Raw genomic sequence first — 25228 nt, forward strand, 5'->3', positions numbered from 1 at the left:
AGGCAAGCTAACAGGCGTGTTTTAAGACTCGTACCTGGTACACCCCGTCTTCATTCCGTTTCGCGCCGTGAATATCCGTTTCAAAACCGGGATAATGCTGGCCAATCGAGCAGAGCATCAGCAGAAAATCGAGCACGGCCCGACTCTGTTGCGTGATCCTCTCGCCGGGCATCAACAGCGGAACGCCTGGCGGATAAGGCAGGATCATATTCGCGGAAACGCGCCCTGGCAGTTGATCGAGCGCCACGGTTTCCACCTCGCCTTTGATCTGACGCTGCCAGGCCTGGTGCGGGGTCATGATCATCTCCGGTAAAACCTCGAACGCCCGCAGCATCAGCCCCGGAAGATCGTGCTGGCGGATCAGTTTATGGATCCCCTGCGCCAGATCCTGAATGCGCATATTGCGATAAAAATCCGGATCTTCCGCATACAGATCCGGCAACATATTTTTAACGCGCAGGTTAAGATCGTAGGCCCGTTTAAATTCCGTCAGCCCGCGCAGCAGCCCCATCGCACGGGTCTTATCAATCCCTATGCTGAACAAAAACAGCAGATTATACGGCCCGGTTTTTTCCACCACCACGCCTCGCTCATCGAGGAACTTCGCCACCAGCGCGGCGGGTATCCCCTCTTCGCTCATGTTGCCCTGTTCATCCATCCCCGGCGTCAGGATTGTCACCTTAACCGGATCGAGAAACATATGATCGTCATCAGCATCGGTGAAGCCATGCCAGGTTTCTCCCGGCGTGACCGGCCAGCATTCGGCCTCATCAACCTCTTCCGGCTGCCAGATATCAAAGAACCAGCTATCGGACTCTTCACGTAACCGCTGTACCTCTTTACGAAAATGGAGCGCCCGTTCCACCGAACGATTAATCAATCTTTTCCCTGGATTGCCGCGCAGCATCGCCGCCGCGGTCTCGATAGAGGCGACAATGGGATAGCTCGGCGATGTGGAAGTGTGCATCATAAACGCTTCGTTAAACGTCTCTTCGTCATATTCCCCTTTGATATGAATAAGCGACGCCTGCGAAAAAGCCGCCAGCATTTTATGGGTGGATTGCGTTTCGAAAATCACTTTTCCGGGCACCCGATCGCCGCTCATCCCGCTTTTCCCCTGGTAGATCGGATGGAAATGGGTATAGGGTACCCAGGCGGAATCAAAATGGATCGAGGGAACGTCCAGCATCTGCTTGATCCAGTTAGTGTTATACAGCAGACCATCGTAAGTAGAATTGGTGATAACCGCATGAACCGGCCATTGCGCCTGCGAGGTTTCCGCCACCTTACGCGCAATGCTGTCGCGGGTAAATTCACGCTTAGGAATACCGCCGAGAATACCGAGCGCATTGCGCGTCGGCTTCAACCAGAGAGGCACCACATCGCTCATCATCAGCAAATGCGCCAGCGATTTATGGCAATTACGATCAATAAGTAGCGTACTTCCCGCAGGCGCGGCATACATACCGACAATTTTATTCGAGGTCGACGTACCGTTCGTCACCATATAACTCTGCTCGGCGCCAAAAGTACGGGCGATATACTCTTCCGCTTCCAGATGCGGCCCGGTGTGATCCAGCAGCGATCCCAGCTCAGTCACCGAAATCGACACATCGGCCTTTAAGGTATTGCCGCCAAAAAAGTCATAAAACAGACAGCCTGGCGGGCTTTTCTGATACGCCGTTCCTGCCATATGACCCGGCGTACAAAAGGTATATTTTCCTTCTTTGGCGTAGGTAAACAGCGCTTTGGTAAACGGCGGCGTAATATTATCGAGATATTCGTTTGTATATTGATGAATGCGCGTCGCGATATCTTCAGCCAGCCCCAATGCATACTCAAAAAACCACAGCGCCATGCGCATATCGTGAACGCTAACGTCCAGCGTGGAGTTGGTATTGATAAAGGCGTAGAGAGGAAGGTATTCATTTAGCTGGTTGATTTCGCTACAAAGGTCGAGACTGTATTCATCCCAGTCAAAAATAACGCCGCAGATGCGCGGGTTATGTTCAATAAACTTCAACAAGTCAACGCTATTTTGCGGCCAGATAATTTGAAATCCCAGGGATTGTAATGCACGCTCAAGCTCCTTGATGGGTTCATCTTTATAATAAACCCCGTGCGGCCCCATAATGGCGATGATGTTCATGCTTTCTCCTGAAAAAACCTGAGATAAGCATAGTAACAATCCTGCCGATGCAAAGCACCGACAGGATTTATCTTATTACAATGCGTTCCATGCATCGGCCCAGGCAATCCCTACGCCGGGCTCATAGTAGGCAGGCGCAACATTACACCATGAGCCTTCCGGGAACGGTTTGCACTGGTACAATGCGCCATTATTGTTGACGATGTCGCCCGGATTCCATTTCTGGCTGCTGCTCCAGGCAGGGTAGCTGGTGGTCTTATCTTCGTCATCCGCAGCGGCGGCCTTCGCTTTCACATTCAGCGTATAAACCGCAGTGCTGGAGAGCGTACCGTCGCTAACGGTCAGATTCACCACATACTGGGTGTTCTGAGTGACATCCGGCGCGTTGAAAATCACAACGGCTTTATCCTGGCCGCTCAGCGTTTTGCCATCCTGCGACATCCAGGTATAGGTGAGCTTGTCGCCATTCGCGTCGGTCGATCCTTCCGCGCTGAGTGAAACCGGGCTACCGGCTTCCACCGCCCCGACCGGCCCGGCAATGCGCGCGACTGGCGCCACGTTTTCATCCGTCACTGGCGCCGGAGTTGGCGTGACATCCGGTTCAGTGGTTCCGTTATCATCGACGACATTAACGTTGAAATAATGCTGTACACATTTTGTGTAGTCACCCTCTTTAAAGGCGGTATACGGCGTCTGATATCCCACTAACTGGCAGGAATAGGTTTTACCGTCCGCAGTATCGGCGCTCCAGCCCCAGTCTTGTTCCCAGTAGATCGGTAACGCGCCAGCGCCGCCTTCATCGAACTGCTTCATCTTTTTACAGCCCAACACTTCGTCCGCCGGCACCGGCACTTTCAGGTAGTTGGCAAACTCTTTGTAGTAGGCGATACGGTTAAGCGACTGCGCATTCTCATCTGCGCCGCCGCACTCCACGCCGCCATTGATGATTTGAATGGTGACGCCGAAACCTGATACCAGGCCGTTTGCTTTATCGCGATCGTTTGGCTGCCAGGTACCGTCAATCACATGTAGCATAGACGGCTTCGGCGGCTGCGGATACACAAAGAAGAAGACGGCGCTCGCCAGGTTCATCCAGGTATCCGCCACCAGCTCGGGTTTATCCAGCAGAGGGCGAACGTCGCCATACATCGCGTCAGAGAAAGGCCCATAGTTGTAGTTATAAGAAAGCTGTTTTGCCCCGCGACCAAAATAGCTGAGGAAATCGCCGTCCTTATCTTTACCGCACGGCCAGGTCTGGCCCTGCCATACATCCGGGTTACATTCGCCGTTGTAGCCGCCTTTCTGCCCTTCAGTCCAGCCGACTTCGCGCAGATAGACCAGCGCCTGACGCCATTCCGGAATGTCACGCCAGCTTTCGTGACCGCCCGTCTCCTGGGCAAAATGCGCAAACATAGTAGCCAGGGTTTTACGGCAGATAGCGTCGCTATCGCGTCCATCGGTGTAGGTACCACAAACCGCCGGGAATTTACCTATCGCTTTCAGGAAGTTAGAGTAAGTGTATTCCGGCGCGCGCATCGGGAACAGATAATCCCAGTCGGCCTCTTTCAGAATACTTTCAACGCGTTTTACGTTTGCCGGGTTAGCGGCGCGCCCCGGTTCGATTTGTTCGACCGCGCTGTTATCCAACGTCTGGATAGAGGATTTCACTGCTTCCATTAACGGAAAATCCGTCAGCGCTTTCTCTTTCGCCGCCAGATCGCTGGCGTTGATGGTCATTGGCTCACTACTGCTAAGCAGCGGCGCGGCCTGCGCACCGGATAAGCTCAACATGATTCCTGCCGCCACGGCGCTGAGCGCCAGTGTTTTTTGCAATCCCATAATTTTCTCCTTGAAGGGTAGTTCACTGCCTGCCCTGGCCACACGCCTGGCAGTTGATACAGTGTCAGGGAGAACATGCCGTTGCGTTTAATCACATCAACTCATCGGCGTCTCATTTTTCCTCGTCCAAAAAAAAGAGGCCGGATTATCCGGCCTCCTGGGAAAAATGAGGTAAATGATTAGGCGTAACCGTAGCTCATCAAACGCTGGTAACGACGGTTTTTTAAATCATCGGTGCTTAACACATCGAGATCGGCTAAATCTTCCAGCAGCTGCGCTTTTAGCGACGCCGCCATCGCTTCCGGATTACGGTGCGCGCCGCCCAGCGGCTCCGGAATGATGGAATCGATTAGCTTCAGCTCTTTCAGACGCGGCGCGATGATGCCCATCGCTTCAGCAGCCAATGGCGCTTTGTCGGCGCTCTTCCACAAAATAGAGGCGCAACCTTCCGGGGAGATAACGGAATAGGTGCTGTATTGCAGCATATTCACTTTATCACCCACGCCAATCGCCAATGCGCCGCCGGAGCCGCCTTCGCCAATCACGGTGCAGATGACCGGTACGTTCAGACGAGACATCTCACGCAGGTTGCGGGCGATAGCTTCAGACTGACCACGCTCTTCCGCGCCCACGCCAGGGTAAGCGCCCGGGGTGTCGATGAAGGTGATAATCGGCATGTTGAAGCGTTCAGCCATTTCCATCAGGCGCAGCGCTTTGCGGTAGCCTTCCGGCGCAGGCATGCCAAAGTTACGACGAATTTTTTCTTTGGTTTCACGACCCTTCTGATGACCAATGATCATCACCGGTCGCCCTTCCAGACGCGCGATACCGCCGACGATGGCTTTGTCATCCGCATAGGCGCGATCGCCCGCCAGCTCATCAAACTCATCAAACGCCAGACGGACATAATCCAGGGTGTACGGACGCTGCGGATGGCGCGCCAGTTGGGCTACCTGCCATGCGCCGAGATCGGCGAAGATTTTGCGCGTCAGTTCTACGCTTTTTTCGCGCAGGCGATGGACTTCTTCATCGATATTAATATCCAGTTTCTCATCCTGGCGGCTTACCGCAGTCAGAGAATCGATTTTCGCTTCCAGCTCTGCTATCGGCTGTTCAAAATCAAGGAAATTCAGACTCATAGTATTCCTGTATTAGTCAAACTCCAGTTCCACCTGCTCCGAACCAATGAGGCCACGCAGATCGTTAAGTAAACGATCGCTCGGAGAGACACGCCACGTTGCGCCAAAACGCAGCCGCGCACGCGCATCCGCCCTCTGATAGTAGAGATGTACTGGAATGGTCCCCGAGCGGTGGGGTTCCAGAGACTGACGGAGTCGGTTTAAAAGCTGGTCATCAATTTGCCTGTCCGTCAGCGAGATAGCAAGCCCGCGAGCGTATTTTTCGCGAGCTTCGTCAATATCCATCACTTCGCGGGCGGTCATTTTAAGCCCCCCGCTGAAGTCATCAAAGCTGACCTGTCCGCTGACGATAAGTATGCGGTCTTTTTCCAGCAACTGCTGGTATTTATCCAGCGCGTCGGTAAATAACATCACTTCCAGACGCCCGGAACGGTCATCCAGCGTACAGATGCCGATACGATTGCCGCGCTTGGTGACCATAACCCTTGCGGCAATCACGAGCCCCGCAGCCGTGGTGACTTTACCACGTTCTGTCGGATGCATGTCTTTGAGCCTTACCCCGCCGACATAGCGCTCAATTTCTTTTAAATACTGATTGATAGGGTGGCCCGTCAGGTACAGCCCCAACGTTTCACGTTCCCCATCTAACACCACCTGCTCCGGCCACGGCTGGCAGCTGGCATAGGATTGCTCGATTTGCTCCGGCTCTTCCGCCAGTACGCCGAACATATCCGCCTGACCGATAGCTTCCGCTTTGGCGTGCTGGTCGGCGGCTTTCAGCGCATCGCCCAATGAGTTCATCAGCGCGGCGCGGTGCGGCCCCAGGCGGTCGAACGCCCCGGACATGATCAGCTTTTCCAGCACCCGGCGGTTGAGCTTTTTGGTGTCGGTCCGCGCGCACAGATCAAACAGTTCGCGGAAATAGCCGCCCTGATTACGCGCGTCGATGATCGCTTCGATCGGCCCTTCGCCGACGCCTTTGATCGCGCCGATGCCGTAGACGATCTCGCCCTCATCGTTAACGTGGAAATGGTACAATCCGGAGTTAATATCCGGTGGCAGAATTTTCAGTCCCATCCGCCAGCACTCGTCCACCAGGCCGACGACCTTCTCGGTGTTGTCCATATCGGCAGTCATCACCGCCGCCATAAATTCAGCCGGATAGTGCGCCTTTAGCCATAGCGTCTGGTAAGAAACCAGCGCATAAGCGGCGGAGTGCGATTTGTTAAACCCGTAACCGGCGAATTTCTCCACCAGGTCAAAGATTTTCATCGCCAGTTCGCCGTCGATACCGTTCTTTTTCGCGCCCTCTTCAAAAACGGAACGCTGTTTGGCCATCTCTTCCGGCTTTTTCTTCCCCATCGCACGACGCAGCATATCCGCGCCGCCGAGAGTATACCCGGAAAGTACCTGGGCAATCTGCATCACCTGTTCCTGATACAGAATGATGCCGTAAGTCGGCTCCAGTACCGGCTTCAGGCTTTCATGCTGCCACTGAACGTCCGGGTAAGAGAGTTCTTCACGACCGTGCTTACGGTCGATAAAGTTATCTACCATCCCTGACTGCAACGGGCCGGGACGGAACAGGGCCACCAGTGCGATCATATCTTCAAAGCAGTCCGGCTGCAGACGCTTGATCAGGTCTTTCATACCGCGCGATTCAAGCTGGAAGACCGCCGTGGTTTCCGAGCGCTGCAGCATGTCGAAGCTTTTTTTATCGTCCAGCGGAATGGCGGCGATATCCAGCGGCGGCTCGCCGTTTTTCTCGCGCCGCTTGTTGATCATCTCCAGCGCCCAGTTGATGATAGTCAGCGTACGCAAACCGAGGAAGTCGAACTTCACCAGTCCGGCATATTCCACGTCGCTTTTATCAAACTGGGTAACCGGATGCTTGCCCTCTTCATCGCAGTACAGCGGCGCAAAGTCGGTAATTTTGGTCGGCGCGATGACCACGCCGCCAGCGTGTTTACCGGCGTTACGCGTGACACCTTCAAGCTTACGCGCCATATCGATCAGCGCTCTGACCTCTTCGTCCGCCTCGTAAATTTCCGGCAGTTGCGGTTCCGCTTCAAAGGCTTTTGCCAGCGTCATGCCCGGATCGGGCGGCACCAGCTTCGAGATACGATCGACAAAACCGTACGGATGCCCCAGCACGCGGCCCACATCGCGGATAACGGCTTTCGCCGCCATCGTACCGAAGGTGATAATTTGCGATACTGCATCACGCCCGTACATGTCTGCGACGTGCTCAATCACCTGGTCGCGTTTCTCCATACAGAAGTCAACGTCGAAGTCAGGCATCGAGACACGTTCCGGGTTCAGGAAACGTTCGAACAGCAGGTCAAATTCCAGCGGATCAAGGTCGGTAATTTTCAGCGCGTAGGCCACCAGCGAACCAGCCCCGGAACCACGTCCCGGCCCTACCGGCACGCCGTTATCTTTTGACCACTGGATAAACTCCATCACGATGAGGAAGTAGCCAGGGAACCCCATCTGGTTGATAACCTGTAGTTCAATATCCAGACGCTCGTCATATTCCGGGCGACGCTTTTTGCGCTCTTCTTCGTCCGGAAACAGGAAAGCCAGACGCTCTTCCAGCCCCTCTTTCGATTTTTTGACCAGATAATCTTCGGTAGTCATATCGCCGGTCGGGAACTGCGGCAGGAAATATTCACCCAGACGTACCGTTACGTTGCAGCGTTTGGCAATCTCCACCGTATTTTCCAGCGCCTCCGGAATATCGGCGAACAGCTCGCACATCTCATCGATGCTGCGCATATATTGCTGCGGCGAGTAATTGCGCGGACGCTTAGGATCGTCAAGCGTGAAACCGTCGTGGATCGCGACACGAATTTCATGGGCGTCAAAATCATCGCTTTCAAGAAAACGGACATCGTTTGTCGCGACAACTGGCAAACCACGTGCCTCAGCCAGTTCAACCGCAGCATGAAGATAGGTCTCTTCATCCTGTCTGCCGGTGCGGATCAGTTCCAGGAAGTAGCGATCGGGAAAATGCGCTTCATAGAAAGCAACGCACTCCTCCACCAGCGCCTGGTTGCCGCGTAGCAGACAGCGGCCTACGTCGCCCATGCGCCCGCCGGAAAGCAGGATCAAACCTTCTTTAAGCTCTACCAACCAGTCGCGCTCGATAATCGGGCCTGCCGCGCCGTAGCCGCGCTGATACGCTTTCGAGATCAGCAACGTCAAGTTCTGGTATCCCGTATTATTCGCCGCCAGTACCGTCAGATGAGTCAGCTCATCTCCCAGCAGTTCGTTGTGAACGTTAAAGTCCGCCCCGACGATGGGTTTAATGCCCGCGCCATGACCCGCTCCGTAGAACTTCACCAGACCGCAGAGGTTGGTAAAATCGGTGATCGCCAGCGCAGGCATACCTAATGAGGCCGCCTTTTCCACCAGCGGCCCGGTCTTCGCCAGCCCATCGATCATAGAGTAGTCGCTGTGCACCCGCAGGTGAACGAAACGTGGTTCAGACATCTTCAGATTTCTCGATACAAGAATCAGGACACAAGTCCCAGAGCGCGTTTAACAGGCGCAAAACTGCGTCGGTGGTGCGCCGTCGCGCCATACTGTGCCAACTTTTCCAGATGAAAAGCGGTTGGATAGCCTTTGTGCTGCGCAAAGCCATACTGAGGAAAAACGATATCCAGCGCCGCCATTTCTGCGTCGCGGGTGACTTTCGCCAGAATAGACGCCGCACTAATCTCCGCCACGCGGCTGTCTCCTTTCACCACGGCCATTGACGGCACAGGCAGCGCCGGACAGCGATTGCCGTCGATCAGCACATATTCTGGCGCAATATGCAGACCAGCGACAGCGCGCTGCATGGCGAGCATGGTGGCATGCAAAATATTCAGCTCATCAATTTCATGCGCTTCCGCGCGTCCCAGACTCCAGCTTAACGCCTTTTCTTTAATCTCGTCATACAATGACAGACGACGCTTTTCAGACAATTTTTTGGAATCATTCAGACCGACGATCGGACGAGCCGGATCGAGGATCACGGCGGCGGTCACTACGGCGCCCACCAGCGGGCCACGGCCCACTTCATCCACACCCGCCACTAAATGGGTGTGTGGATAAACAAATTCGATCATTGTGCTAACTCCAGGACGGCATCTGCCGCCTGCTCATCGGCATTACAGCGGATCTGCTGATGCAATTCACGGAAGGTGTCGTGCATCGCATGGCTGGTTTTACCGTTCGCCAGTAGCGGCAACAGCGCTTCGGCGAGTTTTTGCGGTTCGCACTCTTCCTGCAACAACTCTTTGACTAATTCTCTTCCCGCCAGCAGGTTAGGCAAAGACACATACTCCGTTTTTACCAGACGTTTCGCCAGCCAGAAAGTGAAGGGCTTCATACGATACCCCACTACCATCGGGCATTTTGCCAGCATACACTCCAGTGCCGCCGTACCCGAGGCCAGCAGAGCCGCGTCGCTGGCGATCATCGCCTCGCGCGCCATGCCGTCCAGCAAATGAACGGCGAGATCCGGCGCAACCTCCGCTTTAATTTTTTCAAACTGCTCGCGGCGTTTCGCGTTCACCAGCGGCACTACCACTTCCAGATCGGGATAGCGCTGTCGCAGCAATTGTGCGGTTTTCAGGAAGTCGGCGCTGAGCATTTCCACTTCCGCGCCACGGCTGCCTGGCAGTAGCGCCAGACAATGGGCGTCATGCGGGATACCCAGCACGTCGCGCGCCGCATTTTTATCCGGGTCCAGCGGCATTGCATCCGCCATGGTGTGACCGATAAAGCGGCACGGGACGTTAAATTTATCGTAAAACGCTTTTTCGAAAGGCAGAAAAGCCAACACCATATGAGTGGATCTGCCTATTTTGAAAACGCGTTTCTGTCGCCAGGCCCAAACAGACGGGCTGACATAATGAATGGTCTTAATCCCTTGTTTTTTCAGATTACCTTCGAGGGTAATATTGAAATCAGGGGCATCAATCCCGACAAAGACATCGGGCTTGAGTTCGGTAAAACGGCGGGTCAGATCGGCGCGGATATGCAACAAACGGCGTAAACGTCCGAGCACTTCAACAATGCCCATGACCGCCAGCTCTTCCATTTCGTACCAGGCTTCACACCCTTCGGCCTGCATACGCGGCCCCGCAACGCCCACAAAGCGGGCGTTGGGTACGCGCGCTTTCAGCGCACGAATTAAGCCTGCGCCAAGAATATCGCCGGACGTTTCACCGGCGACCAGGGCAATCGTTAAAGGACGCTGTGCCGCCATTAACGAATCGGACCGCGCGTTGAACGCTCAAAGAACTCGGTAAACGCCTTCACTTCCGGATGCTTTTCAGCAAGTTCAGCGATTTCCAGCTTCGCTTCGTCGAGCGTTTTACCACTGCGGTACAACAGTTTGTAGGCATTACGAATCGCCACCAGCCCTTCACGGCTAAAGCCGCGACGCTTCAGCCCTTCGATATTTACCCCGAACGGCGTCGCATGGTTACCCTGCGCAATCACATACGGAGGGACATCCTGCGCCACGCCGGAGCAGCCGCCGACCATCACATGCGCACCGATAATGCAGAATTGATGAACTGCCGTCATACCGCCGATGATCGCAAAATCATCGACTGATACGTGCCCCGCCAGCGTGGCGTTGTTGGCGAGGATACAGCGATTACCTACCGTACAATCATGTGCGACATGCGCATTGATCATCAGCAGGTTATCGCTACCCACCTTCGTCAACCCACCGCCCTGCACTGTTCCACGATGAATGGTGACGCTTTCGCGGATGCGGTTACGATCGCCAATTTCCACACGGGTCGGCTCACCCGCATATTTCAGATCCTGGTTCACTTCACCGATAGAGGCAAACTGATAAATCTCGTTGTCGCGGCCGATTTTGGTTTGACCATTCACGACCACATGAGACTTCAGTACGGTTCCCTCACCAATTTCGACCTGCGGCCCAACAATACAAAAGGGACCAATGTGGGCATTAGCGCCAATTACAGCGCCGTCTTCCACAATGGCGGTAGGATGAATAAAGGCGGATTTATCAATCACGAATCAGGCCTCCCGGCTACGAGCACACATCATGGTTGCTTCGCACACAACTTTACCGTCGACCAGCGCAACCCCTTTAAAGCGGGTCAGGCCACGGCGCGTTTTCTCGAAAGTGACTTCCATGATCATCTGATCGCCTGGCACCACCGGACGCTTAAAGCGCGCTTCATCAATACCCGCGAAATAATACAGTTCGCCAGGTTCCAGTTTACCAACGCTTTTAAACGCCAGAATACCGGTTGCCTGCGCCATCGCTTCCAGAATCAGCACGCCTGGCAAAATCGGTTTGCCCGGGAAGTGTCCCTGGAAAAACGGCTCGTTGACGGAGACATTTTTCACCGCACGCAGAAAACGACCTTCTTCAAAGTCCAGCACGCGATCGACCAGTAAAAACGGAAAACGGTGCGGCAGAAGCTCTAAAATCTCTTCAATCTGCAGAGTATGAGTGTTAGTAGTCAAAATACTCTTCCTGTCCAAATATACAAAAAGGCAATAATAACACGGCCTGCCGCAATCGTATGAATGTGACAGGCCGGAAAAGAATGGCAACTACAAGGCGGAACGTTAGTCTTGTTGATTAACCTTGCGCTCAATCGCTTTGAGACGCTTGCTCATATCATCAATGTTCATCACCAGTGCAGCAGTTTTACGCCATACTTTGTTGGGTTGCAGCGGAATGCCTGAGGAGTAGACGCCCGGTTCCGTGATGGGACGCATCACCATACCCATGCCAGTTACCGTGACTTTGTCGCATATTTCCATATGCCCATTGATCACGCTGGCGCCGCCAATCATGCAGTAACGGCCAATCTTCAGGCTACCCGCCATAATGACGCCACCGGCAACTGCCGTATTGTCGCCAATCACAACGTTATGTGCAATCTGGCACTGATTATCAATAATCACGCCATTGCCAATAACAGTATCATCCAACGCGCCACGGTCAATGGTGGTACAGGCGCCGATCTCGACACGATCGCCAATAATGACCCGGCCCAGTTGTGGGATCTTCACCCAGTTGCCACGATCGTTAGCGTAGCCAAAACCGTCCGCGCCGATCACCGTACTGGACTGGATCAGGCAATTCTCACCGATCTGAATGTCGTGGTAAATCGTTACGTTCGCCCACAAGCGTGAACCCGCCCCGATTTTGCTATTTTTTCCGACGAAACAGCCTGCGCCGATAACCACGTTATCGCCCAGTTGTACGCCAGATTCAATCACCGCATTCGCGCCGACTGAAACATTGCTACCCAGCGTTGCCGTCGCATCAATCACGGCGCTTGGCGCGATATTCTGCGCGGGCTGCGGCGTAGTATCTAAAATTTGCGCCATGCGCGCGTAGGTCAGGTAGGGATTTTTAACTACCAGCGCCGCGCTCTTAGCAAAAGGAAGATCGTCCTGCGTCATGACAACCGCAGAAGCCTGGCATAAACCTAAGTGTTCACGGTACTTAGGATTTACCATAAACGTAATGTGGCCTGTTGTTGCAGATTGCATGGACGCAACGCCGGTGATGACGATATCGCCATCACCGTGTAATTCTGCATCCAACTGTTCTGCTAAGTCAGCCAGTCGAATTGAAGGCATTACTTATTTAACCTGTTTCAGTACGTCAGCGGTGATGTCTTTCACATCGCTGCTGTTGTAAGCAACGGTGTTTGCGTCTACCACCAGATCGATACTCTGGTCGTTAGCCACTTTTTTCACTGCAGTCTGGATACGAGTCACCAGTTTGTTGCGTTCTTCGTTGGAACGACGAGCGCGATCTTTCTCAAAAGCCTGCGCTTTTTGCGCGAAAGTCTGGCGCTGAGACATCACGTCTTTTTCCAGCTTAGTACGATCGCTACCTGCTTTCATGGATTGCAGACGCTGCATTTTAGATTGCAGATCAGTTTCCATTTTTTGCAGTTCAGCCGCACGGCCTTTAAATTCGTTTTCCAGTGTATTGGATACACCCGTCTTCTGCGCAACCTGTTGGAACAGATTACCCATGTTGACGATTGCAATTTTGTCAGCAGCCTGTGCGGACGTTACCATCGCCAAACCAAGACCTGCAGCTAATAACCACTTTTTCACAATAAACTCCTTACCATCCCATTTGCACCCGAAGGTACAGCTCTTTGCGTGGCCTGGCGATCCCTGGGGGCATCGCCAAAAGTCATCGCTACACTACCAATGCATTCCTTTGCAGTGAACAATTACCAGGTTTTACCAATGTTAAACTGGAACTGCTCGGCTTTGTCTCCATCGTACTTTTTAAACGGCTGGGCGTAGGAGAAGACCAACGGCCCCAATGGGGACATCCATTGTAATGCGATACCCGCGGACATACGGATGTTGCTCGGATCGCTGTAGTCCGGATAACCAGAATACTGGCTGGAATCCCAGTTAGTATCCCAGACGGTCCCCATATCCCAGAAGAAAGAAGTACGGACCGAATTAGCATATTTCTCGCTGATAAACGGCGTCGGCGTGATAAATTCCAGGCTGGCGACCGCCATCGCGTTACCCCCTACCGCATCATCCGACTTACACATATCTTTTGCGCCGTCCTGCGTCGCGCAATCGTAGTCTTCATCAGCATCGTAATTTTTAGGGTTATAGGGATAATAGACCGCCTTAGGACCAATGGTATTGGACTGGAAGCCACGAACGGTACTGGAACCACCGGCATAGAAGTTCTCATAGAACGGCATTTCTTTACCGCCTAAACCATCGCCATAACCAAAGCGGGTACGGCCCAGAATGACCCACTTATGATCGTTATCGATCGGTACATAGGTCGCGGTATCCAACGTCGCTTTATAGTATTCGTTATCCGATCCCGGAATCGTCACCTTACCCGTCAGGTTGATACGCGTACCTTCCGTCGGGAAGTAACCACGGTCTAGTTTGTTGTAGGTCCAGCCGTAGTTAAAGGTGAAGTCATCAGTGCTAAAACTATTATCCTGATCATTAGTACTCGGATACTGACCCATTGATGCCAGATAACGCCACATTGCAACCTGCGGTTCCATATTGGACAGGGAGTTATGCACATACCCTAAACCAGCACGCAACGTGTTGTACTCGTTGATGGGGAAGCCAAGCGTCACGTCCGTACCGTAACTCTTGTTGGTATAGTCGGACAGGTCTGCATCGTCCGCCTGGAAGTCGTTATAGAAGATACGACCACCGAGGCTCACGCCATCAACGGTAAAGTATGGGTTAGTAACGGACAGTTCGCTGTAGGTCTGGTAGTCGTTTTTGGTGCCGTTAATCCCCACGGAATAACCGGTACCTAACCAGTTGTCCTGCTGAACGCCGGCCTGGAAGCTCACGCCGCTTTCTGTACCGTAACCGATACCGAAGTTGAAGCTACCGGTATTACGCTCTTTCACCTTGTACACCACATCAACCTGATCCGGGCTACCCGGAACGCGCTGCGTGTCGGTGTCGACGGTTTCAAAGAAGCCGAGACGGTTCAGACGCTCTTTACCCTGATCAACCAGGTCGCTGCCCAGCCACGCCCCTTCCATCTGGCGCATTTCACGGCGCAGAACGGAATCTTTTGAGGTATCGTTGCCTTCAAAGCGGATCTTACGCACGTAGAAACGGTTGCCCGCATCGACGTTCACGCGCAGTTTTACGGTTTTGTCAGCATCGTTAATTTCAGGCTGTGACTGCACGCGCGGATAGGCGTAACCATAGCGACCCAGAAGCTTTTTGATGTCATCTTCCATTTTGGTCACTTTGGTGCCGTTATAGAGCTCGCCCGGTTCAATTTTCGTCAGGTTCTCAATTTCAGCGGAATGTCCGGCCAGGTTACCGCTTACCTGAACCCCGGAAAGCTTGTACTGATCGCCTTCGGTGATATTGACGGTGATGTAGATCCCTTTCTTATCCGGCGTCAGACTCACTTGCGTGGAGTCAATATTGAAACGCGCGTAGCCGCGATCCAGATAGTAGCTACGCAAGGTTTCAAGGTCGCCCGCCAGCTTCTGTTTCTGGTATTTACGATCGCCGACGACGTTCCACCACGGCACTTCGTCACGCAACTGGAAATGAGAAATGAGTTCTTCGGTGCTAAAGGCATGGTTACCGACGATGTTGATCTGTTGGATCTTCGCCGATACGCCCTCCTGGAACACCAGTTTAAGATCAACACGGTTGCGCGGCAGCGGCGTGACGACCGCCTTAACGCTGGCGCTGTATTTACCTACGCTATAGTAAAAGTCTTCCAGACCTTTTTCGATATCAGACAGCGTGGTGCGATCCAGAGACTCGCCAACACGTACGCCAGACGCTTCGAGGTTTTGCTTGAGCATGTCATCTTTCACCGACTTGTTCCCGGAGAAAGTGATGCTGGCAATGGTCGGACGTTCTTTTACCTGAACCAGAAGGGTATTACCATCGCGCAGGACGCGGACGTCCTCAAAGTTGCCGGTGGCGAACAGAGCGCGAATGGTGTTACTGATATCTTCATCATTAACCGTGTCGCCTGTGCGCACCGGCATACTGAGGAGAGCCGCACCAACGGCGACTCGCTGCAGGCCTTCGAAATGAATGTCCTTCACTACGAACCCTTCAGCACCGTATACGGTGGCGCTGCTGAACAGCAGCGACGCTATGAGCAACTTTTTCATCGCCATCGTTATTATGCGTTCTTCCTAACTAACTCTCTTACAACCGAGAGAAATCATTGAAAAGTGCAAGCCCCATTAACAACACCAGCAAAATCGAGCCAATGCGATAACTAAAGTCTTGAACCCGCTCGGATACCGGCCCGCCCTTAAGCTTTTCAATCGCCAGGAACAGCAGATGACCCCCGTCAAGAACGGGCAGCGGAAACAGGTTAATTATCCCTAAGTTCACGCTGATTAGCGCAAGGAACATCAGGTAATAAATCACCCCGAACTCCGCTGACATCCCAGCCCCCTGAGCGATAGAAATCGGCCCACTGAGGTTGTTCAGTTTCACATCACCGGTTATCAATTTACCCAGCATACTGACCGTCAGCTTCATCAACTGCCACGTCTTATCCGTGGCTTCGAGGATGGCGCTAAAAGGCCCATACTGGCGTATAGTCTTGTACTCTTCCGGCAGAGGAATAATTTTAGGCACCACGCCTGCAAACCCTTCCGCCTTTCCGTTAACCGATTTCGTATCCGGCGTTAACGTCAACGACAAGGCGCTCCCCTGCCTTTCAATCTCTAACGCTAACGGCTTACCGGGATTATCGCGTACAAACGTCACGAATTTCATCCACTGCGTTAACGGCTGACCATCGACTTTAACGATCCTGTCGCCCGCTTGCAAACCCGCTTTACTGGCTGCGGAATTCGCCTGCACTTCTGACAGTACCGGTTCAATCTGTGGCCCGCGGGGCCGAATCCCTAAAGAAGATACAGGATCTTGCTTATCAGGCTCAAATGCCCAGTGACGTAAATCAAGCGTTTTGTCCTGCCGCTGGTCGCTACCAAACGGCGCGACGCTCACCGTCGTCTGCTGATCGCCAATTTTGGACACCAGTTGTAAACGCACGGCATCCCAATCAGGGGTTTCGATACCATCAACAGCTTTAAGTTCCGTACCAGGCGCAATTTGCGCCTGCGCAGCAATCGAGTTGGGCGTTATTTCGCCAATGACCGGACGAACGCCAGGGACGCCGATGATAAAGACCAGCCAGTAAGCAAAGATAGCAAAAATGAAGTTCGCAACCGGACCTGCGGCAATAATTGCGGCGCGCTGGCCCACCGTTTTGTTATTGAAGGCGTGACGACGCAATTCCGGCGCTACCGGTTCGGCGCGTTCATCCAGCATTTTGACGTAGCCGCCCAGCGGGATCAGGGCGATGACATACTCGGTGCCGTACCGATCGGTACGACGCCAGAGCGCTTTGCCAAAACCGATGGAAAAGCGCTCAACTCGCACACCGCAGCGCCGGGCAACCCAGAAATGACCAAATTCATGCACAGTGATCAGCACGCCCAGTGCGATGATGAATGCAGCCAGATTCCAGAGAATACTCAGCATAAAACCTTCCGTTAGAGCGTCCTGAACACCAGTAACAACAGGCAAGCAAAGACCGGTACGGCAGCCGTCAGGCTGTCAATTCGGTCCAGAATGCCGCCATGGCCTGGAATCAAGTGGCCGCTATCCTTAATTCCTGCTTCGCGCTTAAACATACTCTCGGTGAGGTCGCCCAGTACAGAAGCCAGAGCCGCCACCACAGAGCAAATCAGCAAGATAACAGGCGCAACATTCAGATTCGCCCACATACCGTAACCCCATGAGATCACGGCAGCCGTAGCAAGCCCGCCGATAAACCCTTGCCAGGTTTTACCCGGGGAAACCTTCGGCGCCAGCTTATGTTTGCCAAATAATTTACCAAACATATACGCGCCAGAGTCCGCTCCCCAGACCAGGATCATGACATAGAGTAGCCATATTGCGCCACTGTAATGATTCTCGTCATAGTGCCAGGCGCGCAGCGCCAGCATTCCCCAGAAAAATGGCACAATAGTTAACAAACCGAAAATGAGACGCAATGTTTTTGAGTTGCGCCAGATTGCCGCCGAACCGGGATAAAATAGCACCAGCAGTAGCGCGACAACCCACCATCCTAACGATGCCCAAAGCGACATCTCAACCAGCGGTTGACGAATGTTGTGATGATACTCAGGCAACAAAAATAACATCAGCGCCAATAACAGACCACACAGCACCGCCAGCCAAACCCGCTGTGAACGCGCGGCGAAACCGCTTAACTGTCCCCATTCCCACGCGGCCAGCATACAGACAACCAGCGTAATAATGGCGAACCCCACCGGCGGCAATAAAAAAAGCGCAGCGATGACCGCGGGTATTAACACAAAAGCAGAAATCAGGCGATACTTCAGCAAAAGCAACCCCCATCAGGCTTTGTCATCACCAGGCTCGGTACCGCCGAAACGACGCTCTCGATTAGCAAAGGCATGCAGCGCACCTTCAAAGTCTTGTTCATCGAAATCGGGCCAAAGAACATCCGTAAAGTAAAGTTCGGCATAGGCAATTTGCCAAAGCAAAAAGTTACTAATGCGATGCTCTCCCCCAGTCCTAATTACTAAATCCACAGGCGCCAGCTCATGCATACAGATTTGCTGGCCTAGTCTCTCTTCATCAATCTGATCGGGGCGCAGCACTCCAGCCTGCACCTGTTCCGCCAGTTGTCGGACTCCCTGGACAATATCCCAACGTCCGCCGTAATTCGCAGCGATATTCAGCGTTAGACCCGTATTATGGGCGGTAAGCGCTTCTGATTTGCGAATACGTTCTTGTAAACGTGAGTTGAATCGGCTGATATCGCCGATAATACGCAGGCGAACGTTATGGCGGTGCAGGCTTTTGACTTCGCTATCCAGCGCCCACACAAACAGCTCCATTAACGCGCTCACTTCCTGCGCCGGTCGGTTCCAGTTTTCACTACTAAAGGCATACAGCGTTAACGCATCAATACCGTTATTGGCAGCAAAAGAGACCGCTCGCCGGACGGACTTCGCCCCGGCTTTATGCCCAAAGGCCCGGATCTTCCCTTGCTTTTTCGCCCAGCGACCATTGCCATCCATAATTATTGCAACATGACGGCAGCCATGCGCTGGCAAATTTTCGCTTACTGGTTGAGTTGCAGACAACATAACGCGTTTTTGTCCCTGAAAGGATTTAGCGGTACTCAGGAATACTGAAGCCTTTATACACATTCTCTTCGGTCCGCTTCGCGGATGACTGCGCGTCATCGCCCCTGTCGTGCGCTGTCTGCGCACGCCGGGAACGTATTCGCCTGCCGTCCCGATGCGTCCTGAATGATTTTGTGTATCCACAAAAAAGCCGTGTAAAACCACGGCTAACCTGACCGAAAAAAGCCAAAAACCTGCGATCAGGTGGCGCAGACTATATCACCGAAGCCCAACGCTAACAAATAGCACGATCTTCTGTCGCGGGATAATCGTCAGCGTGAGAGCCGTATCACTTGTTTTCTGGCTACTTCACGCGCGATGGCGTCAACCTGCAATACGTCCTCAACGCTTGCCGGTTCCTGTAAATCCATCCTCTCCAGCACCGCTAAATTGAGCCCGGCGATATCGGTAAAACGAATCTGTTGCGCCAGAAACGCGGCAACGGTGATTTCGTTTGCCGCATTGAGCGCCGTCGTTGCCGCCTGACCTTGCTCAAACGCCTCCATCGCCAGCTTCAGGCATGGATAACGCTGATAATCTGGCGCGCTAAACGTCAACGCGCTGAGTTTGCAAAAATCGAGCGGCTGCGCGCCGGACGCGACGCGATTCGGCCATGCCATCGTATGCGCAATAGGCGTACGCATGTCAGGTTCTCCAAGCTGCGCCAGGACGCTGCCGTCCTGATAACGCACCATCGAATGAATGACCGATTGCGGATGGATCAACACTTCCATCTGACGTGCGCTGGCATTAAATAACCAACGCGCTTCAATGTATTCCAGACCTTTATTCATCATGGTGGCGGAGTCGACGGAGATTTTTCGCCCCATCGACCAGTTCGGATGACGACATGCCTGATCCGGCGTCATCGCTGCCAGATCGCACATTGGCGTTTCACGAAACGGGCCACCAGACCCGGTAAGCAAAATCGACGTTACGCCATTTTGCTCAAGGTCAGCGTATCCCAGATTATGCTGAATAGATTGCGGCAAACTCTGAAAAATCGCGTTATGTTCGCTATCGACGGGTAAAAGCCGGGCGTTGCTGCGTTTTACTTCGTCCATAAACAGCCGCCCGCAGGTCACCAGCGATTCTTTATTCGCCAGCAGAATCGTCTTCCCTGCGCGGATCGCCGCCAGGGTCGGCAGTAAACCAGCCGCGCCCACAATGGCCGCCATCACATGCCCGACCTCATCAAGCGCCGCCATCTCACAGGCAGCCTGCTGACCGCTCAGAACCTCGGTGCGGCTGCCATGCTGCTGAAGCATTATTTTGAGCTGTTCTGCGCTCGACGTATCGTCCATCACGGCATAACGCGGCGAGAACTCCAGGCACTGCTCCGCCATGCGGGCGACATTTTTACCCGCCACCAGCGCGATAACGCGGAAGCTATCAGGATTATGGCGCACCACGTCCAGTGTGCTGCAACCAATAGAGCCGGTCGAGCCCAGAATGGTTAATTGCTTCATGAAACGTCCAGAAGTGTTGAAACGGAATAAAAAGCAAAACGCCGCACAGGAGACCTGATAATGTCTTCTGCGCGGCGCTTTGTACACCACTCATCCGCCAGGTTTAGCGGTGGAATGAGTTTATATCTGCGTACAGATCAATCAGAACTGCATCAGTTCTGCTTCTTTATCTGCCAACGCCGCATCAACTTTCTTAATTGCCGCGTCGGTCATTTTCTGTACTTCTTCCTGAGAGCGACGATCGTCATCTTCACTGATCGCTTTATCTTTCAGCAGAGCTTTTACTTTATCGTTCGCATCACGGCGGACGTTACGAACGGCGACACGCGCCTGCTCCGCTTCGCCACGGACAATTTTCGTCAGATCTTTACGACGTTCTTCGGTCAGCGGCGGCAGCGGAACGCGAATATCGGTGCCCGCAGAGCTTGGATTCAAACCGAGGTCTGACGCCATGATCGCTTTTTCAACGGCTGGCCCCATAGAACGGTCAAACACGTTAATTTTTAAGGTACGGGAGTCTTCTACCGTTACGCTTGCCAACTGGCGCAGCGGGGTCGGAGTGCCATAGTATTCTACGACAATACCATCCAGCAGGCTGGGAGAAGCACGACCCGTGCGCACTTTGCTGATTTGGGTTTTGAACGCTTCAACGCATTTTTCCATGCGTACTTCAGCATCTTTTCTGATATCGCTAATCACGTTACGAATCCTTGAAAACTAGTCTCAGTCAGACCAGACGGTCACACAATACAAAGATGTGCTAAGTATAGTCTCGTTTAATTTCTGCCAGGTAATAAGACCCGTCAATAGCACAGAATCTTACCCGTATTTGGCGCTCACGGGAATTATTCCGTGATTAACGTCCCTTCTTTTTCGCCCATCACCACACGACGCAGCGCGCCCGGTTTGTTCATGTTGAAAACACGAATCGGCAGTTTGTGGTCACGAGCCAGCGTGAACGCCGCCAGATCCATCACTTTCAGCTCTTTATCCAGCACTTCGCTGTAGGTCAGCTGATCGTACATGGTCGCGGAAGGATCTTTTGCCGGATCGGCAGTGAATACGCCATCCACTTTGGTCGCTTTCAGTACGACATCCGCTTCAATTTCGATCCCGCGCAGACAGGCCGCAGAGTCGGTAGTGAAGAACGGGTTACCCGTACCTGCAGACAGAATCACAACACGGTTATTACGCAGCAGGCTAATAGCCTCGGCCCAACTGTAGTTGTCGCATACGCCGTTTAAAGGAATTGCCGACATCAGGCGGGCGTTCACATAGGCGCGGTGAAGCGCATCACGCATTGCCAGGCCGTTCATGACGGTGGCCAACATGCCCATGTGGTCGCCCACAACGCGGTTCATCCCCGCTTTTGCCAGACCTGCGCCACGGAACAGGTTACCACCGCCAATCACCACACCAACCTGAATACCCAGTTCAACCAGTTCTTTGATCTCCTGAGCCATACGATCCAGTATGCTTGCATCAATACCGAAGCCTTCCGTACCCTGCAGAGCTTCGCCGCTTAATTTAAGCAGAATGCGTTTATAGACGGGTTTTGCATTGGTAGCCATGTTTCTTTCCTGAGACTGTCAACGATTGATATGAGTTAATTCCGGCGACATTGTACGTCGCATTTCAGCGCAGACGCCAGGCGTCGGCTGATTTTACAAGAGAGGCGCAAAAAGAAGCCGCCCTCAGGCGGCTCCTCAGGAAAATCAGGACTGCTTAGACATCGCAGCAACTTCTGCTGCAAAGTCAGTCTCGACTTTCTCAATGCCTTCGCCCACTTCAAAGCGGATGAAGCCAGTCACGTCAGCGTTGTGCTCTTTCAGCAGTTGGCCAACAGATTTACTCGGTTCCATGACGAAAGGCTGACCAGTCAGAGAAACTTCGCCGGTGAATTTCTTCATGCGGCCTTCAACCATTTTCTCTGCGATTTCTTTCGGCTTACCGGACTGCATCGCGATGTCCAGCTGTACCTGGTACTCTTTCTCTACCACGTCAGCAGACACGTCTTCCGGCTTAACGAATTCCGGCTTGCTTGCCGCAACGTGCATCGCCAGCTGTTTAACCAGCTCTTCGTCAGCGCCTTTAGCAGCAACCAGAACGCCGATGCGCGCACCGTGCTGGTAAGAACCCAGAACGTCGCCTTCCAGGGAAGCTACGCGACGAATGTTGATGTTCTCGCCAATTTTCGCTACCAGAGCAACGCGCTCTTCTTCGAACTGCGCTTTCAGGACTTCTACGTCAGTGATTTTGCCAGCAACAGCGGCGTCCAGCACTTTGTCAGCAAATGCCTGGAAGCCAGCATCTTTAGCCACGAAGTCAGTCTGGCAGTTAACTTCCAGAATGAAAGCGACGTTACCGTCGATTTTGGTTTTGATTACGCCGTCAGCAGCCACGTTGCCTGCTTTTTTCGCCGCTTTGATAGCGCCGGACTTACGCATGTTTTCGATTGCCAGCTCAATGTCGCCATTCGCTTCAGTCAGCGCTTTTTTGCAATCCATCATGCCTGCGCCAGTACGCTCACGCAGCTCTTTTACCAGGGATGCGGTAATTTCAGCCATTCTAAAATCCTCGAAAGATTTGATCTGCCCGGCATCAAACCGCACAGATATAAAAGTGAAAAAGGGGGCCATATACAGGCCCCCTAACCAAACGTGATACTACCTGGTCTATAAGGGCTCTCCCCTTCATATTTCGAGCCGCAGGTGCGTTGCCTTCACTCGCTCATCCCGGTCACTTACTGATGTAAGCTCCCGGGAATTCTCGAGCTTGCCGCCTTCCTGCAACTCGAACTATTTTAGGGAGTTATCAAGCCTTATTACTCGGCTTCTACGAAGCTTTCTTCCGCCTGGGAAGCCAGATCCTGAGAACGGCCTTCACGAACGGTTGCAGCGACAGCGCCCAGGTACAGGCTAACAGCACGGATTGCGTCATCGTTACCCGGGATAACGAAGTCAACGCCGTCCGGATCAGAGTTGGTATCAACGATAGCAAATACCGGGATACCCAGGTTGTTCGCTTCTTTGATAGCAATGTGCTCGTGGTCAGCATCGATAACGAACAGAGCGTCCGGCAGACCGCCCATGTCTTTGATACCGCCCAGGCTGTTTTCCAGTTTCTCAAGCTCACGAGTACGCATCAGCGCTTCTTTCTTGGTCAGCTTTTCGAAAGTACCGTCCTGAGACTGAGTTTCCAGGTCTTTCAGACGTTTGATGGACTGACGAACTGTTTTCCAGTTAGTCAGCATACCGCCCAGCCAGCGATGGTTCACGAAGAACTGGTCGCAGCTGTTAGCAGCTTCTTTCACCGCTTCGCTTGCAGCGCGTTTAGTACCAACGAAAAGGATTTTACCTTTACGAGCAGAGATCTTGTTCAGTTCAGCCAGAGCTTCGTTGAACATCGGTACAGTTTTCTCAAGGTTGATGATGTGAACTTTGTTACGCGCGCCGAAGATGAAAGGCTTCATTTTCGGGTTCCAGTAACGGGTCTGGTGACCAAAGTGAACACCAGCCTTGAGCATGTCGCGCATGGAAACAGTTGCCATGATTTAAAACCTCTATAGATTAAGTTGGGGTTATGCCTCCACGTATCCCATATTACCGACCCCAAAGGGCACCCCGGAATATGTGCCGATACGTGTGTGTTGTTACACAAAGTGAGATTTGTCGCTCCCGTCCATCGTGTGTAGTCTTCGAATGGATCGGAAGTCCGGCGCGCTTTATACCACAAATACGCCACCGACACCAATAATTGTTGGCACTCAGTGCTGAATTGAACGATGAATTTCGTGTTACAGGCAGGCGGCAAATTTTTGCATCCCCTGGAGCTTACGGCCAGTAAGTGACTGGGGTGAAAAAATGTCGCCAACGCACTTGTGGCACGAAAGGCGAAGTTCAGAATGATTCTCAATTTGGCAGGGTACACCCCTGACTGATACCATTGTCAGCACTTACACAATTATTGCCGAAATAATCGACACTGCTGGACACTATCCATGGCTATTTCTATCAAGACATCTGAAGACATCGAAAAAATGCGCGTCGCGGGCCGTCTGGCAGCCGAAGTGCTGGAAATGATCGAACCGTATATCAAACCGGGCGTCACCACCGGCGAACTGGACCGTATCTGTAACGATTACATCGTTAACGAACAACACGCGATCTCCGCCTGCCTCGGCTACCACGGCTATCCGAAATCCGTCTGTATCTCTATTAATGAAGTGGTGTGCCACGGCATTCCGGATGACGCTAAACATCTGAAAGATGGTGATATCGTCAACATCGACGTGACCGTGATTAAAGATGAATTCCACGGCGATACCTCGAAGATGTTTATCGTCGGCAAACCGACCATTCTGGGCGAGCGTCTGTGCCGCGTCACGCAAGAGAGCCTGTATCTGGGCATCAAAATGGTGAAACCGGGCATCCGCCTGCGCACAATTGGCGCCGCCATCCAGAAATATGCCGAAGGCGAAGGTTTCTCCGTGGTACGTGAATACTGCGGACACGGTATTGGTCGCGGCTTCCATGAAGAACCGCAGGTGCTGCATTATGATGCAGACGATGGCGGCGTCGTGTTGCAGCCTGGCATGACCTTTACCATTGAACCGATGCTGAACGCCGGGGATTACCGTATCCGCACCATGAAAGACGGCTGGACGGTAAAAACCAAAGACCGCAGCTTGTCTGCTCAGTACGAGCATACTATTGTGGTAACGGAAAACGGCTGTGAAATTCTGACGCTGCGTAAAGATGACACCATCCCGGCGATCATCACACACGACGAATAATGTTTTGCCTGATGGCGATGCCTTCGCATCTTATCAGGCCTACAAATTACACCTTTACTCAAAATCATTCGAGTTGCCTCAAGGCGGCAAGA

Annotated in this window: 20 protein-coding genes; 1 reads left to right on the plus strand and 19 read right to left on the minus strand. The window is 53.0% G+C overall.

Going from position 1 to position 25228, the window contains the following annotated elements:
- Positions 1-7 precede the first annotated feature (7 nt).
- The 19 genes from ldcC to rpsB form a co-directional block, all read right to left on the minus strand.
- Complete coding sequence (gene ldcC, locus LDB27_RS17570; protein ID WP_001021048.1) at positions 8-2149, minus strand: lysine decarboxylase LdcC; 2142 nt, start codon at positions 2147-2149, stop codon at positions 8-10.
- A 75-nt stretch (positions 2150-2224) separates the two neighbouring features.
- Complete coding sequence (locus LDB27_RS17575; protein ID WP_000524167.1) at positions 2225-3988, minus strand: chitinase; 1764 nt, start codon at positions 3986-3988, stop codon at positions 2225-2227.
- A 179-nt stretch (positions 3989-4167) separates the two neighbouring features.
- Positions 4168-5127 carry an acetyl-CoA carboxylase carboxyl transferase subunit alpha gene (gene accA / locus LDB27_RS17580; RefSeq protein WP_000055753.1) on the minus strand — a complete coding sequence of 320 codons (960 nt, stop codon included), beginning with the start codon at positions 5125-5127 and terminating at the stop codon, positions 4168-4170.
- 12 nt (positions 5128-5139) lie between these two features.
- The gene (gene dnaE / locus LDB27_RS17585; protein WP_225519882.1) at positions 5140-8622 is read right to left on the minus strand and encodes a DNA polymerase III subunit alpha; all 3483 of its coding nucleotides are present in this window, start codon (positions 8620-8622) and stop codon (positions 5140-5142) included.
- 23 nt (positions 8623-8645) lie between these two features.
- The gene (gene rnhB / locus LDB27_RS17590; RefSeq protein ID WP_000569411.1) at positions 8646-9242 is read right to left on the minus strand and encodes a ribonuclease HII; all 597 of its coding nucleotides are present in this window, start codon (positions 9240-9242) and stop codon (positions 8646-8648) included.
- Positions 9239-10387 (minus strand): lipid-A-disaccharide synthase, encoded by a 1149-nt coding sequence (lpxB, locus tag LDB27_RS17595; RefSeq protein ID WP_000741216.1) that lies wholly within the window; start codon positions 10385-10387, stop codon positions 9239-9241. The genes rnhB and lpxB overlap by 4 nt, the downstream gene beginning before the upstream one ends.
- Positions 10387-11175, minus strand: a complete 789-nt coding sequence (gene lpxA / locus LDB27_RS17600; protein ID WP_000565950.1) for an acyl-ACP--UDP-N-acetylglucosamine O-acyltransferase — start codon at positions 11173-11175, stop codon at positions 10387-10389. Before lpxA ends, lpxB begins: the two co-directional genes overlap by 1 nt.
- A gap of 3 nt (positions 11176-11178) precedes the next feature.
- Positions 11179-11634, minus strand: coding sequence for a 3-hydroxyacyl-ACP dehydratase FabZ (gene fabZ, locus LDB27_RS17605; RefSeq protein WP_000210741.1), 456 nt, complete (start codon positions 11632-11634; stop codon positions 11179-11181).
- Positions 11635-11739: 105 nt separating this feature from the next.
- On the minus strand, positions 11740-12765 hold the full coding sequence (lpxD, locus tag LDB27_RS17610; RefSeq protein ID WP_001139265.1) for a UDP-3-O-(3-hydroxymyristoyl)glucosamine N-acyltransferase: 1026 nt from the start codon (positions 12763-12765) through the stop codon (positions 11740-11742).
- A 3-nt stretch (positions 12766-12768) separates the two neighbouring features.
- Entirely contained in the window at positions 12769-13254 is a 486-nt protein-coding gene (skp, locus tag LDB27_RS17615; protein ID WP_000758966.1) for a molecular chaperone Skp, read from the minus strand.
- A gap of 122 nt (positions 13255-13376) precedes the next feature.
- The gene (bamA, locus tag LDB27_RS17620) at positions 13377-15809 is read right to left on the minus strand and encodes an outer membrane protein assembly factor BamA (RefSeq protein ID WP_001240936.1); all 2433 of its coding nucleotides are present in this window, start codon (positions 15807-15809) and stop codon (positions 13377-13379) included.
- Between the two features lie 31 nt (positions 15810-15840).
- Positions 15841-17193, minus strand: coding sequence for a sigma E protease regulator RseP (gene rseP, locus LDB27_RS17625; RefSeq protein ID WP_000949017.1), 1353 nt, complete (start codon positions 17191-17193; stop codon positions 15841-15843).
- A gap of 11 nt (positions 17194-17204) precedes the next feature.
- Positions 17205-18062, minus strand: a complete 858-nt coding sequence (cdsA, locus tag LDB27_RS17630; protein WP_000922422.1) for a phosphatidate cytidylyltransferase — start codon at positions 18060-18062, stop codon at positions 17205-17207.
- 12 nt (positions 18063-18074) lie between these two features.
- A complete protein-coding gene (gene ispU / locus LDB27_RS17635; protein ID WP_000947413.1) occupies positions 18075-18833 on the minus strand; it encodes a (2E,6E)-farnesyl-diphosphate-specific ditrans,polycis-undecaprenyl-diphosphate synthase in 759 nt (252 codons plus the stop codon).
- A gap of 311 nt (positions 18834-19144) precedes the next feature.
- The gene (gene ispC / locus LDB27_RS17640; protein ID WP_000811899.1) at positions 19145-20341 is read right to left on the minus strand and encodes a 1-deoxy-D-xylulose-5-phosphate reductoisomerase; all 1197 of its coding nucleotides are present in this window, start codon (positions 20339-20341) and stop codon (positions 19145-19147) included.
- Between the two features lie 141 nt (positions 20342-20482).
- Positions 20483-21040: a ribosome recycling factor gene (frr, locus tag LDB27_RS17645; RefSeq protein WP_000622423.1), complete on the minus strand. Its 558-nt coding sequence runs from the start codon at positions 21038-21040 to the stop codon at positions 20483-20485.
- 146 nt (positions 21041-21186) lie between these two features.
- The gene (gene pyrH, locus LDB27_RS17650; protein ID WP_000224567.1) at positions 21187-21912 is read right to left on the minus strand and encodes a UMP kinase; all 726 of its coding nucleotides are present in this window, start codon (positions 21910-21912) and stop codon (positions 21187-21189) included.
- A gap of 144 nt (positions 21913-22056) precedes the next feature.
- Positions 22057-22908 (minus strand): translation elongation factor Ts, encoded by an 852-nt coding sequence (gene tsf / locus LDB27_RS17655; RefSeq protein ID WP_000808106.1) that lies wholly within the window; start codon positions 22906-22908, stop codon positions 22057-22059.
- Positions 22909-23165: 257 nt separating this feature from the next.
- Positions 23166-23891 (minus strand): 30S ribosomal protein S2, encoded by a 726-nt coding sequence (gene rpsB, locus LDB27_RS17660; protein ID WP_000246886.1) that lies wholly within the window; start codon positions 23889-23891, stop codon positions 23166-23168.
- A 450-nt stretch (positions 23892-24341) separates the two neighbouring features.
- Here rpsB and map point away from each other — a divergent pair, with 450 nt between their 5' ends.
- Positions 24342-25136, plus strand: coding sequence for a type I methionyl aminopeptidase (gene map, locus LDB27_RS17665; protein WP_001018214.1), 795 nt, complete (start codon positions 24342-24344; stop codon positions 25134-25136).
- Positions 25137-25228: the final 92 nt, after the last annotated feature.

This window comes from Salmonella sp. JXY0409-18 (assembly GCF_020268625.1).
Taxonomy (GTDB): domain Bacteria; phylum Pseudomonadota; class Gammaproteobacteria; order Enterobacterales; family Enterobacteriaceae; genus Salmonella; species Salmonella enterica.